The sequence below is a fragment of the Albibacillus kandeliae genome (assembly GCF_003116585.1).
In the GTDB taxonomy this organism is placed as follows: domain Bacteria; phylum Pseudomonadota; class Alphaproteobacteria; order Rhodobacterales; family Rhodobacteraceae; genus Albibacillus; species Albibacillus kandeliae.
This window is the reverse complement of the sequence record NZ_QEHM01000001.1, coordinates 117,636-130,977: the sequence shown is the minus strand read 5'-3', so window position 1 is coordinate 130,977 and position 13,342 is coordinate 117,636. Positions and strand designations below refer to the sequence as shown.

Genomic DNA, 13,342 nt, shown 5'->3' with positions numbered 1-13,342 from the left:
CTCCCGCAGTTGTGATGACAAAACAAGGACATGTTGGCCCTGACATGTCGTCGGCAGCCTCTTCGGCGCTAATCTCCCTGATCATGGCGATGGGCCGAATGGCCGGTTGCAGCACCTCGCAGGGAGAGACCGGAATGCCCCACCAGACCTCGACGTGGCCCACCCCGCGCCTCTCATCCGCAGCGCCCCTCCTTGCAAGCCTTCTCGTCTTCGCCTTCATCGCGGGCGAAGGGACGGCGCAGTCTTTCAACAGCGCGCCACCGAACGCACCGGACCAGTCCCCGGCCTTTGTAAACCAGACCCGCGCGCCCATTCTCGCCGACGACACCGCGCTGCGCCATGACGCCATCGTCGAGGGGCTGGAACACCCCTGGGGCATGGCCGAACTGCCCGATGGCAGCTGGCTGGTCACGGAACGGCCCGGTCGGATGCGTCTGGCAGGCACCGACGGGACGCTGTCCGCACCGATTTCCGGCCTGCCCGAGGTGGACGCGCGCCGCCAGGGCGGGTTGCTGGACGTGGTGGTAGCCCCCGACTTCGCACAGACCCGCCGGGTCTGGTGGAGCTACGCCGAGCCGCGCGGCAACGGCGAGAACGGCACCGCCGTGGCAACTGGCATCCTGTCACCGGACGCGGCCGCTATGTCGGACGTTGCCGTGATCTTCCGCCAGCAACCCGCGTGGTCTTCGACGCTGCACTACGGCTCGCGGCTGGTGGTCGACAACCACGGTGCGCTCTTCGTGACCACCGGCGAACGGTCCCTGCCCGCGCCGCGACAACTGGCGCAGGACGTCTCGACGCATCTGGGCAAGGTCCTCCGCATTGACCCGATGGGCGGTCCTGCACCGGGCAACCCCGAGATCGCGGGCGGCCAGCCCGAAATCTGGTCCTGGGGCCACCGCAACATCCAGTCCGCCGCCCTCGCCCCAGATGGCGCGCTCTGGACCGTCGAGCACGGCCCGCGCGGCGGCGACGAACTGAACCGCCCCGAGGCGGGCCGCAACTATGGCTGGCCCGTCATCACCTACGGGCTGGATTACAGCGGCCGCCCGATCGGCGAGGGCCTCACCGCGCGCGAGGGGCTCGAACAGCCGGTCTACTACTGGGATCCGGTCATCGCCCCAAGCGGCATGGCCTTCTACGAGGGCGACCTGTTTCCCGACTGGCGCGGCAGCGTCCTGATCGGCGGCATGGGGGCACAGGCCCTGGTCCGCCTCGAACTGAAGGACGGCAAGGTCACCGGCGAGGCACGGTACCTGCAGGGCATCGGGCGCGTCCGTGACGTGGCAGTGGCCCGGGACGGTGCGATCATGATCCTGACCGATGCCGACAACGGCGCCCTCCTGCGGATCACCCCGGCAGACTAGCCAGGGCGGCGCCGGTTCAGGCGCTCTCGCGGATCTCGAGCGCATAGGGCGTCAGCAGCGGCCCCTCCGATGGCGGCGCGTCACCCAGCAGGATCGAGACCGCGCCCTGCCCGATTTCGTCGGAAAAGGGCGCGATGGTGGTCAGCGACGGGCTCAGCTGCCGCCCGATGTCATAATCCCCCCAGCCCGCAACCGCGATGTCGCCCGGCACCTCCAGCCCACGGCGCTGGCATTCAAAGACCGCACCCGCTGCAACCACATCCGTCGGACAGAGGATGGCGTCCAGCTTCGGCTCAAGCGCGAGGAACTCGTTGAGGATCTGCGCGCCCGACCCGAACCCGTCCGCCGCCCGCACCGTCAGCACCAGCGAGTCCGACAGGCCCGCCGCGAACATCTCCTGCCGGAAGGCGGGCAGGCGCATGGTGTAGCGATGACCACCCCCGCCCGAGACCTGCACGAAGCCGATCCGCCGCCGCCCCTGTGCGATCAGGTGACGGGTCAGCGCGCGGCTCGCGGCCCCGACGTCATAGCTGACGCCCCGGCCGATGGCCTTGTCTCCGCCCCAGCTCTCGACCACGGCGGTGCCCGAAAGTTCCAGCAACTGTCGCAGCTCGGGTGCGTGCGGTCCGGCGACCAGCGCGATGCCCGCGACCCGCAACCCCAGCAGGGTCTGCACCGCCGAGAATTCCTCCTCCGGCGTTTCCGCGATCATGGTGATCAACTCGTGCCCCTCGGCCGTGGCCGCCTGCCGCAGGCCCGCGACGTAACGATAGAACGAGGAGTTGCGGATCGAGGGGAGCACCGCCCCGATCACCCGGCTGGTGCCCGCCGCCAGCAACCCGGCGGACATGTTAGGCACATAGCCCAGTTCCGCCGCGACCTTCATCACCGCCTCGCGCGTCTTGGCACGCACCCGGTCGGGGTAGCGAAAGCAGTTCGACACCGTCATCGGAGACACGCCAGCCGCCTCGGCAATGTCCTGCATCGTCAGTTTCCTGGCCGTGATTCGCGAGGTCTCGGTCATGCTCACTCTCTTGTCTGCTCAAAAAAATGCTCTGCTTCCGCCGGATTGGCAAGCGAGGTGGCCCTCACGTGAATTTGCACTTTACAAATTTTTGTAGCGCTACAATTCTATATACCAAAGCGACCGGAGCCGCCATGACCGATGCCCCCTCCCGCCTGACCCTCACCGCGATCCGAAAGAAGTTCGGCGCGCTCATGGCCGTGGACAACCTCGATCTGTCTGTCGAACCCGGCGCGCTGGTCTCTCTGCTGGGCCCCTCGGGCTGCGGCAAGACCACGACTCTGCGGATGGTTGCGGGCTTCGAGACGCCCGACAGTGGCAGCATCACCGTCGGTGGCGACGACGTGACCCGCCTGCCCCCGAACAAGCGCGGGCTCGGCATGGTGTTCCAGAGCTATTCTCTGTTCCCGCACCGCACCGTCGCCGAAAACGTCGCCTTCGGGCTGCGGATGCTGGGCGCAAGCAAGCAGGAGCAGTCCGACGAGGTGCGGCGCATGCTCGACATGGTGCACCTGACCGGGCGCGAGGACATGTACCCCTCGCAACTCTCCGGCGGCCAGCAGCAACGGGTCGCGCTGGCGCGTGCGCTGGTGGTCAACCCGCGCGTGCTTCTGCTCGACGAACCGCTGGGCGCCCTCGACAAGGCGCTGCGGGAATCCATGCAGTTCGAGATCCGCGAGATGCAGCAGCGGCTCGAAATCACCACGCTCCTCGTCACTCACGACCAGGAAGAGGCGATGTCGATGTCCGACCAGATCGCCGTGATGCAGGGCGGGCGCATCCTCCAGCTTGGCGCGCCGAACGATATCTACGACCGTCCGGAAACCGCCTTTGTCGCCACTTTTCTGGGCACATCGAACCTGTTCGAGGGTGAGGTGAGCGCGGATGGCAGCCTTGCCACCCCCGCCGGGGCCCTGCCCCTGCCCGCACAGAAAGCACCCGGCGCCCGCGCCACGCTCTCCGTTCGTCCCGAGCGCATCGTGCTCGGCGAGGCGGCGGGCGCGCTGCCGCAGGGCCTGTCGGGCCGCATCGTCGCCGCCTCCTTCCGCGGCTCCTACGCGGCCTACCGCATCGCGCTCGACGGCTCCGCGACCGAGGTGACCGCCTATCGCCAGGCCGATGCCTCCCTTGGTCAGACCAGCCTCGTGCTCGGTGACAGGGTGGCCGTGGGCTGGCCCGTCGAACATGGCGTCCTCGTGACGACGCCGGACTCCCGGAACTGACCGGGACAGGAGAAAGACATGAAAGACATCACCCAGGGCTCTACCGGACGGCTGCGGATCGGCATCGACGTCGGCGGAACCTTTACCGACTTCGTGATGGCCGATGCCGAGACCGGCGCGGTGACCCTGTTCAAGGAACCTTCGACCCCCGACGACCCGTCGCGCGCGCTGATCGAAGGGCTCGACAAGTTTCTCGCCCGCGAGGGCATGGCGCCCTCCGACGTGGGCGGGCTGATGCACGGCACCACCATCGGGCTCAATGCCATCATCCAGCGACGTGGCGCACGCATCGGGCTGATCGTGACCAAGGGCTACCGCGACATTCTCGAAATCGCGCGCTGCCGCATGCCCTCCTCCTTCGATCTGCACGCCGAAAAGGAGGTGCCGCTGGTCCCGCGCGCCCGCGTGGTCGAGATCGACGCCCGCTTTGACCGCGACGGCAACCTGACCCGCGAGCCCGACGCCGTCGAACTGGACCGCGTCGCACGCGAGCTTGCCGCGCTGAACCTCGACGCTGCCGCGCTGATGCTGATCAACGGCTATGCCAACCCCGAAACCGAAGGCCGCATCGCCGCAGCCCTGACCGAGCGGCTCGACGCCCTGTCGATCTCGTCCGCCGCGATGATCTGGCCGGAAATCCGCGAGTACGAGCGCACGCTGGTCGCCTGCCTCAATGCCTATATCCAGCCGCTGATGGACACCTACTTCACCCGTCTCATTGCCGGGCTTGAACGCATCGGCGTGCACGCCCCGCTGCTGGTGACCGCCTCCAACGGCGGTTCGCTCTCGGTCGGCTCTGCCGTGGCGCGCCCGGTCGAGACCATCCTCTCCGGTCCCGCCTCCGGCGTGATGGCGGCCGTGCGACAGGCCAGCCAGTCGGGGATGCAGAACATCATCACCTTCGACATGGGCGGCACCTCCTCCGACATGGCCGTGGCGACCGACGGCACCGCAGGCATGGCGACCCGGACCGATATCGGCGGCCTGCCCCTCGTGCTGCCGGTGGTCGATGTGAACGCCATCGGCGCGGGCGGCGGCTCGATCGTCTGGGCCGATGCACAGGGCGTGCTCAAGGTCGGCCCGCACAGCGCCGGGGCGCATCCCGGTCCCGTCTCCTACGGGCGCGGCGGCGAGGAACCGGCCGTGACCGACTGTTTCATCGCCTGCGGCTTCATCGACCCGGCGAACTTCGGCGGCGGCGCGATGCCGCTGGACGGGGACGCCGCCCGCGCCGCGCTCGACGCGGTCGCCAGCCGGATCGGCATCGATGGCGAGGATCGTGCCGCAAAGCTGGCCGAGGGCGCGCTCTCGGTCGCCTCTGCCGGGATGGCCGGATCACTCTTCCGCACCATGGCCGAGCGCGGGCTGGACCCGCGCGACTTCGTGCTGCTGCCCTTCGGCGGCGCCGGGCCGACCCACGCCAACCTGCTGGCCGAGGAAATCGGCATCGCCCGCATCCTCGTGCCCCAGGCCGCCGGGGCCTATTGCGCAATGGGCGCAGCCGGTGCCGACCTGCGCCGCGACTTCGTGCGCTCGCTCCGCGTGGAACTTACCGAGGCCAGCGCCGCCGCGGCCGAGGCCACCTTTGCCGCCCTCCAAGCCGAGGGCGATGCCTGGCTCGACGATGAACTGCCGGATATCTCGGACCGTCGCGCCGAACGCTCGGCCGACATGCGCTATGCGGGCCAGGCCTACGAACTCCGCGTCGAACTGGCCCCCGGCGCCGTCGCGGCCGACTACGCCGAGGCGTTCCACCGCGAACACGAGCGCATCTACGGCTTCCGGGACACCGAGGCGCAGGTCGAGATCGGCACCATCCGCCTCGCCATGATCGGCGCGGGACAGCCCCTCACCGCCTCCGCCGCCACCGGCGAGGGCGCCCCGGTGCGCACCCGCCGCGCGATCTTCCACAAGGGCGGCTGGCGCGACGCCGACGTCTACGACCGCGCCACCCTCGGCACCGGCGCCGTGCTCTCCGGCCCAGCCGTCGTCGAACAGCCCGAAACCACCACCGTCATCCTCCCCGGCTGGACCGCAACGGTGGACGACCACGGCAACCTGATCATCGAAAGGACCCCGGCATGAGCAGCCTCGACCCCGTTCTGCTGGAAATCCTCGGCAACAAGTTCGCCTCGGTCACCGAAGAGATGTGCCTGACGCTGCAGCGCACGGGCCGCACCCTCTACGTCAAGGAAACCGCCGACTTCGCCTGCGCGCTGGCGGGGCTCGACGGCCGGTTCTTCGCCTACCCGCGCTCCATCGGTGTCTCGGGTTTCGTTGGGCTGGAATGCCTTCCCGCCATCGAGGCCGTCATCGAGGTTCAGGGCGCGCTGGAACCGGGCGACGTGATCCTCACCAACGACCCCTACCGCTCGACCGGGCTCGCCACACACCTGCCCGACCTGCACATGATCGAGCCCTACTTCCACGAGGGCGAAATCGTCGCCTACGGCTGGTGTTTCGTGCACTGCTCGGACGTAGGCGGGCGCGTGCCCTCCTCGATCTCGCCGGTGAACACCGAGATCTTCCAGGAAGGGCTGCGGATCCCGCCCGTCAAGCTGATGCGCCGGGGCGAGATGTCGCCCGAGGTCCGGCTGTTCCTCGACGCCAACTCGCGCACGCCGGACGCCAACATGGGCGACATCCGCGCCATGCTGGCCTCGCTGGCCACCGGGCGCCGCCGCGTCGCGCAGATGCTTGGCCAGCATGGGCAAGCCGAGCTCACCGCCGCGCAGGAAGCTCTGATGAGCTACGCCGCGGGCAAGGCCGAGGCGGTTCTGCGCCAGATGCCCGAGGGCCGCTACAGCTTTTCCGACTACCTCGACGACGACGCCGCCAGCCGCCTGCCCGTGCGCCTTTCGGTGACGGTCGAGATCAAGGACGGCAGCGTCCACCTCGACTTCACCGGCACCGATCCGCAGGTCGCTACCGCGATGAACATCCCCTCCTGCGGGCGGCCCCATGCGTGGTTGACGCTGCGCATGCTGGCACTGGTACAGACGCTCGACCGCTCCGCCCCGCTGAACGCCGGGCTCTTGCGCCCGCTCAGCATCCATACCCCGCTCGGCACCTTGGTGAACCCCGAGGAGCCGGCGGCAACCGGCGTGCGCCACGCCGCCGCGATCCGGGTGAACGACATCCTCAACGGGGCTTTCGGCCTCGCCCTGCCCGACGTGCTGCCTGCCGCGGCCTCCGGTACGGTGATCCCGATCGTGATGAGCGAGCCCAAACCCGCCGGCGGGCGGATGGTGCAGGTGATCGAACCGCTGATCGGCGGCACCGGGGCCCGGCGCGGACATGATGGCGTGGACGGGCGCGACAGCGGCATCTCGAACCTCGCCAACAACCCGGTGGAAACGGTCGAGGCCGAACTGGGCGTCGAGGTGCTGCACTACGGCCTGCGCCCCGACTCCGGCGGCGCCGGTCAATGGCGCGGCGGCTGCGGCATGGAACTTTCGTTCCGCGTTCTAACCGACGGCTCCCACGTCCTCGGGCGCGGCATGGAACGCCTGCTGTTCCGGCCCTGGGGACAGGCGGGCGGACAGCCCGGCCAGCCTGGCTCGTTGGTGATCAACGAAGGCCACCCGCGCGAACACCGGCTCGGCAAGATCGACGTGCTGGAGGTCAAGTCGGGCGACATCGTCACCTTCCGCACCCCCGGCGCAGGCGGTTACGGCGATCCGATGCAGCGCGCGCCCGAGGCGGTTCTCGCCGATGTGGAGGCAGGTTTCGTCACTGCCGACCATGCGCGCCGCGCCTATGGCGTCGCGCTCTGCGACGGGCAGATCGACCACGAGGCGACCGCCGCGCTGCGCAAGGGCGCGGCGACCAACGCAGGCACCGTCTTCGGCCCCGAGCGCGACACCTGGGACGGCATCTTTGCGCCCGAGCTGATGGACCGGCTGAACGCCGCCCTGCTGGCGCTGCCGCTGTCGCGCCGCCAGAGCCGCCGCCGCGAAATCTTCGAAACCGTCCTCGCGGACCTGCCTTCCAGCTTCCCTCGCCTCCCGGCGAGCGACACCCAGCGCGAGACCGCCATCCGGCGTCTCGAAACCTGTCTGAGCACCATCTGAACCAGAACCGGCAAAACGGCCCAAATTCCAATGGAGAGACCAATGTCACTGAACCGACGCAAATTCCTCGGCACCGGCGCCGCCGCTGCCGGGCTCGTGGGCCTGAACGGCCTGCCCCTCAGGGCACAGACCAAGACCTTGAACGTCACCGCCTACGGCGGCGTATGGGAACAGGCGATCCGCGACTGCTTCGTCGCGCCCTTCGAGGCCAAGACCGGCGCCAAGGCGACCGTTTCGCTCGGCGGCCCGGCCCAGTGGCTGGCGCAGGTCGAAGCCAACCCCGAGAACCCGCCGCTCGACGTGCTGATCATGACCCCGGACCTCGCCGTTCTCGCCGCCGAGGGCGACCTGATGGACGAGTTCACCGTCGAGAAGCTGCCGAACCTCGCCAACATCCCGCAGGCCTTCACCGATGCCTGCCTCGGCAAGGGCACCTACTTCGACTACGGTGTCGGTGGCATCACCTACAACAAGCAGGCCGTGTCGGAACCGCCGATGAGCTTTGCGGCCTTCGTCGACCGCGTGTCCTCGGGCGAGTTCGTGGCCTCGGTCCCCTCGATCCAGTACGGCCCGACCACCGTCTTCTTCCTCTGGGCGCTGAACAACGCGCTTGGCGGTGACGTGAACAACGTCGATCCCTTCTTCGAGGCGATGGCCAAGATGAAGGACAACCTCGTGTTCTGGGCGGGTCCGAACGACTTCTTCAACCACCTCGCCTCCGGCGAAGCCGACCTCGGCATCTACTTCGACGGCCGCACCTGGAACCACGTGGACGAAGGCGTCGACTGGATCGACTTCATCAACCCCGAGGAAGGCGGCGCCATGACCGCCGTGGCGATCCAGAAGCCCAAGAACGCCTCCGATCTCGCCTGGGACTACCTGAACGAGGTCCTGGCGCCCGGACCGCAGGCACAGTTCGCCGAGATCCTGAACTACGGCGTGACCAACACCGAGGTGGTCTACAGCGAGAAGCTCGCCGCGCGGGTCACCCCGCTCTCCAAGGCCAACCTGCCGCCCTATGCCGAGATCGCCAAGGTCCGGAACGAGTGGGTCGACCGCTGGAACCGCGAAATCGGTATGTAATCGAACTCCTCCCGCCGGTTCGCCGGCGGGAGACCAACCCAGAGGAACCAGATGTCGGACACCGCACAAATCTCGGCCCGAGCGCGCCGCGCCCTGCTGCTGGCCCCGGCACTGATCTTCCTCGCGGTGTTCTTCGTGATGCCGCTGGCCGACAACTCGGCCCGCTCCTTCATCGGCGAGGAGGGCGGCTTCACCCTCGCGCGCTACGCCTCCTTCCTGACCGACCGCTTCTACCTCGGCGTCATCGCCGAGACCGTCATCCTCTCGGCGGCGGTCACCCTGATCTCGGTCGTCATCGCCTATCCCGTCGCCTACGTTCTGGTGCGCAAGGCCGGTCGTCTGTCCGGGCTGATCATCTTCCTTCTGATCGCCCCCCTGCTCACCTCGATCATCATGCGCACCTTCGGCTGGCAGGTGCTGTTCGCCCGGCGCGGCCTGGTCAACCAGTGGCTGGTGACCGACCTCGGCCTGCTCGACGCGCCGCTGCGCTGGCTCAACACCCCGGGCCTTGCCATCGCCGCGCTGGTGCACGTGCTCGTGCCTTTTGCCGTCCTCTCCATCGCCTCCGTCCTGCAGGGCGTCGACCGGCGGCTGGAGGAAGGCGCGCTGATGCTCGGCGCCTCGCGGTTCCGCACCTTCTTCGAGGTGACCCTGCCGCTGACGATGGACGGCATCGGCACCGGCGCCATCCTCGTCTTCATGATCGCCAACGGTTCCTTCGTCACCCTTGTCCTGCTGGGCGGCGGGTTCCAGACCCTGCCGCTGCTGATCTACCAGCAGTTCAACACCACCCGCGATTTCGCATTGGCCTCGACGATGAGCACGATCCTCCTCGTGATCGCGCTCGCCTGTCTCTGGCTGCAACTGCGCCTCGTGCGCCGTCAGGGGGTCTGAGATGCGGCTGACCGACTGGGCCCTCTGGCTTTTCACCATCGCCTTCTTCGTCTTCATGATCCTGCCGATCGCGGTGGTCGTGGTGATCTCCTTCACCTCGGCGGGCTATGCCGCCTTCCCGATCCCCGGCTGGTCGTTCAAGTGGTTCGCCCGCATCTTCGAATACCAGCCCTTCATCGACAGCCTCTGGGTCAGCCTCGAACTGGCGGTGGTCGCTACGGTCGCCTCCTGCCTGCTGGGCATTCCCGCGGCCCTCTACCTCTCGCGCTCCCAGTCCGGCTGGGCCACGGCGATCACCACCTTCCTGCTGTCGCCGCTCTCCATGCCGATGATCGTGATCGGTTTCGCCTCGCTCTTCTTTCTGTCGTGGATGGGCTTCGGCATCTCCTTCCTCGCGCTCGCCATCGTCCACACGGTGATCTGCCTGCCCTACGTGATCCGCACGGTGACGGCGGTCTATCGCGCCGTGCCCCCGGCCTACGAAGAGGCCGCGATGATCCTCGGCGCCTCGCGGTTCACCACCTTCCGCGAAGTGACACTGCCCCTCATCCGCCCCGGCATCGCCGCGGGCTGCCTGTTCTCCTTCCTCACCTCCTTCGACAACCTGCCGGTCAGCTACTTCTTCGGATCCGCCCAGACCAACACCCTGCCCGTGGTCATGCTGGCCTACATGGAGCACCAGTTCGACCCCTCCATCGCCGCGCTCTCGACCCTGCAGCTCGCGCTGGCCGTGGTCGCGCTGGTGGTGGCCGACAGGCTCTACGGGATCGAGAAGATGACCGTCGCCACCTGACCACCGGAGCAAGACCATGACACCGCTGACCCGCTTCCGCGCCGCGCTCGAGCGCGAGGACATTCTCGACCATCTTCGCGATGGGCTGATCGGGCGCGACATGGCCTACGAGACGCCCTACGGTACCCAGCACCTGCTCTACGCCGATTACGTGGCCTCGGGCCGTGCCCTTCGTCAGGTGGAGGACTTCGTGGCCACCGAGGTCCTGCCCTGGTATGCCAACAGCCACACCGAGGCCTCCGCCACCGGCGAGGCGATGACCCGGATGCGCGAAGAGGCCCGCGCCACCATCGCGCGGCTGGTCAATGCGGGGTCCGACGGCCACGTGATCTTTGCCGGATCGGGTGCAACCGCCGGGCTCAACCGCATCGCCCGCCTGCTCCGCATCGAGGAACGGGTGCGGGCCGGGGAGCGGGTGGTGGTGATCCACGGCCCCTACGAGCACCACTCCAACATCCTGCCGTGGCGCGAGAGCGGCGCGCAGATCCGCGTCGCCCGTCCCGGCGCGGATGGTGGCGTGGACCTCGACCACCTCGAAGCCCTGCTGAAGGACGCCGAGGCCGACCTGCTGGTCGGCAGCTTCTCCGCCGCCTCCAACGTGACCGGCATCCTGACCGACCCCGATCCGGTCACCCGCCTGCTCAAGGCCTACGGCGCGCTGGCAATCTGGGACTATGCTGGCGGCGCCCCCTACCTGCTGATGGACATGTCCCCGGCCCCCGACGCGAGAAAGGACGCCATCGTCTTCTCCGCCCACAAGTTTCCCGGTGGCCCCGGCGCCTCGGGCGTGGCGGTGGTCCGGGACAGCCTCGTCCAGCGCAGCACCCCGACCGCGCCGGGTGGCGGCACCGTCACCTTCGTATCGCCCTGGAAACACAACTACTCCGCGCGGGTCGAAGCCCGCGAGGAAGGCGGCACGCCCAACGTGGTCGGCGACATCCGCGCCGCGCTGGTGATGCTGGTCAAGGATGCGGTCGGTGCCGCGCGCATCGGCGAGATCGACAGCGCCCTGCGCGCCCGCGCCATCGCGGCATGGGCAGACACCCCGCAGATCGACCTGCTCGACCGCTCCGGGGCCGAGGCGCTGCCGATCCTGTCTTTCCGAGTGCACGGGCACGACGGCCTCGTCCACCACCAGCTGTTCACCCGGATGCTGAGCGACCGGCACGGCATACAGGTGCGCGGCGGCTGCGCCTGCGCTGGCCCCTACGCCCACCAGTTGCTCGGCATCGACGAGGCGGGATCGGATGCGCTGTTCTCCCGGCTTTCGGCGGGGCACGAGATGGAGAAACCCGGCTGGGTCCGCCTGAACCTCTCGTGGCTGCATTCCGACGACGAGGTCGCGCGAATTCTCGAAGGAGTTGCCACGCTCGCCACCTCGGCCGAGGACTGCGCGCGCGACTATGCCTGCGATCCGCTGACCGCGCGGTTCCGCCACCACGCGGACGAGAGACAAAGCGCATGAGCCTTGCCGATCTCGAAACGCGGCTGGCCGAGGACCTCGCCGTTCTGAACCTGCCCGCCGCCGCGTGGGTCCCGGCCCGCCCGGGCGTGATCGACGTGCTGGTGGTCGGTGCAGGCATGTGCGGCCTCGCCGCGCTGGCCGAGTTGCGCTTGCTCGGGATCGACAACAGCCTCGCCGTGGATGCCGCGCCCGAGGGGCTCGAAGGCCCTTGGGACACCTTCGCCCGGATGCGCACCCTGCGCTCGCCCAAGACGCTGACTGGCCCCGCGCTCGGGCTGCCCGCCCTCACCTTCCGCGCGTGGTTCACCGCCCAATGGGGCGCACCGGCCTGGGACGCGCTCGGCAAGATCCCCAAGGGCCAGTGGATGGACTACCTGCGCTGGTACAGGCGCGTGCTCGCGCTCCCCGTCCGCAACGACACCCGCCTGACCGGCCTGCGCGGCGACGGCGACCTGCTGGAGGTCACGCTCGACGCCCCCGACGGTGCCGAGACCCTGCGCGCCCGGCGTGTCGTGCTCGCCACCGGGCGCTCGGGCCTCGGTGGTGGCGCGGTGCCTGCGGTGCTGCAGGGCCTCGACCGGCGGTTCTGGGCTCACAGCGCCGACGACATCGACTTTGCCGCGCTCAAGGGGCGCGACGTGGTGGTCATCGGTGCCGGGGCCTCGGCAGTCGACAACGCCGCCACCGCGCTTGAGGCGGGCGCGGCCCGGGTCGACCTGCTGATCCGCCGCAAGACCATTCCCGCCGTCAACAAGCTCACCGGGATCGGCAGCCCGGGCACCGAGCTTGGCCTCGGTCATCTGCCGGACGCCTGGAAGCTCAAGATCCACAATTACGCCGCCGAGCAGCAGGTGCCGCCGCCGAGCCATTCGGTGCGCCGGGTTTCGGCGCATCCCAACGCCTATTTCCACCTCGACTGCGCCCTGACCGGTGCAGCGCCCGAAGGCGACCGGCTGCGCGTCGAAACCTCGCGCGGCAGCTTCACCACCGATTTCCTGATCGCCGGCACCGGGTTCCGCAACGATTTCGCCGACCGCGCAGAACTCTCCGACATCGCCCCGCACGTGCTTGCCTGGGCCGACCGTCCGGACTTTCCGGCAGACCTGTCCAGAGACGGGCCGTTGGGCCAGTCGCCCTACCTCGCGCCCGACTTCACCTTCCTCGAAAAGACGCCCGGCAGTTGCCCGGCACTGTCGCGCATCCACTGCTTCAACGATGCGGCGATGCTGAGCCACGGCAAGGTCTCAGGCGACATTCCCGCGGTCAGCGTCGGAGCCAAGCGCTTGGGCCGCGCCATCGCCGCCGCGTTCTTTGACGAGGACATCGAGGCGCAGTTCGCCCGACTGCAGGCCTATGACACCGAGGAACTTGCAGGAGACGAGTTCAGCCCGGCCGATCATCTGCCGGGCTGACCCTGAAC

10 protein-coding genes are annotated in these 13,342 nt (G+C 68.8%); 9 read left to right on the top strand and 1 reads right to left on the bottom strand.

Annotated elements, in window-relative coordinates:
- Positions 1 to 134 precede the first annotated feature (134 nt).
- Positions 135 to 1,367 (top strand): PQQ-dependent sugar dehydrogenase, encoded by a 1,233-nt coding sequence (locus DDT93_RS00620; protein ID WP_109464720.1) that lies wholly within the window; start codon positions 135 to 137, stop codon positions 1,365 to 1,367.
- A 16-nt stretch (positions 1,368 to 1,383) separates the two neighbouring features.
- Here the strand turns inward: DDT93_RS00620 and DDT93_RS00615 are convergent, their stop codons facing one another.
- Positions 1,384 to 2,391 carry a LacI family DNA-binding transcriptional regulator gene (locus DDT93_RS00615; RefSeq protein ID WP_109463858.1) on the bottom strand — a complete coding sequence of 336 codons (1,008 nt, stop codon included), beginning with the start codon at positions 2,389 to 2,391 and terminating at the stop codon, positions 1,384 to 1,386.
- Between the two features lie 134 nt (positions 2,392 to 2,525).
- Here DDT93_RS00615 and DDT93_RS00610 point away from each other — a divergent pair, with 134 nt between their 5' ends.
- From DDT93_RS00610 to DDT93_RS00575, 8 genes are read left to right on the top strand one after another with little or no spacing between them, the layout of a single operon-like run.
- Complete coding sequence (locus DDT93_RS00610) at positions 2,526 to 3,614, top strand: ABC transporter ATP-binding protein (RefSeq protein ID WP_109463857.1); 1,089 nt, start codon at positions 2,526 to 2,528, stop codon at positions 3,612 to 3,614.
- Between the two features lie 18 nt (positions 3,615 to 3,632).
- Positions 3,633 to 5,699 carry a hydantoinase/oxoprolinase family protein gene (locus DDT93_RS00605; RefSeq protein WP_109463856.1) on the top strand — a complete coding sequence of 689 codons (2,067 nt, stop codon included), beginning with the start codon at positions 3,633 to 3,635 and terminating at the stop codon, positions 5,697 to 5,699.
- Positions 5,696 to 7,687: a hydantoinase B/oxoprolinase family protein gene (locus tag DDT93_RS00600; RefSeq protein ID WP_109463855.1), complete on the top strand. Its 1,992-nt coding sequence runs from the start codon at positions 5,696 to 5,698 to the stop codon at positions 7,685 to 7,687. The genes DDT93_RS00605 and DDT93_RS00600 overlap by 4 nt, the downstream gene beginning before the upstream one ends.
- A 42-nt stretch (positions 7,688 to 7,729) precedes the next feature.
- On the top strand, positions 7,730 to 8,770 hold the full coding sequence (locus DDT93_RS00595) for an ABC transporter substrate-binding protein (protein ID WP_198654748.1): 1,041 nt from the start codon (positions 7,730 to 7,732) through the stop codon (positions 8,768 to 8,770).
- Positions 8,771 to 8,821: 51 nt separating this feature from the next.
- The gene (locus DDT93_RS00590; protein ID WP_109463854.1) at positions 8,822 to 9,664 is read left to right on the top strand and encodes an ABC transporter permease; all 843 of its coding nucleotides are present in this window, start codon (positions 8,822 to 8,824) and stop codon (positions 9,662 to 9,664) included.
- Between the two features lies 1 nt (position 9,665).
- Entirely contained in the window at positions 9,666 to 10,457 is a 792-nt protein-coding gene (locus DDT93_RS00585) for an ABC transporter permease (protein ID WP_109463853.1), read from the top strand.
- A gap of 16 nt (positions 10,458 to 10,473) precedes the next feature.
- Positions 10,474 to 11,922 carry an aminotransferase class V-fold PLP-dependent enzyme gene (locus DDT93_RS00580; protein ID WP_109463852.1) on the top strand — a complete coding sequence of 483 codons (1,449 nt, stop codon included), beginning with the start codon at positions 10,474 to 10,476 and terminating at the stop codon, positions 11,920 to 11,922.
- Entirely contained in the window at positions 11,919 to 13,334 is a 1,416-nt protein-coding gene (locus DDT93_RS00575) for an NAD(P)-binding domain-containing protein (protein WP_109463851.1), read from the top strand. Before DDT93_RS00580 ends, DDT93_RS00575 begins: the two co-directional genes overlap by 4 nt.
- Positions 13,335 to 13,342: the final 8 nt, after the last annotated feature.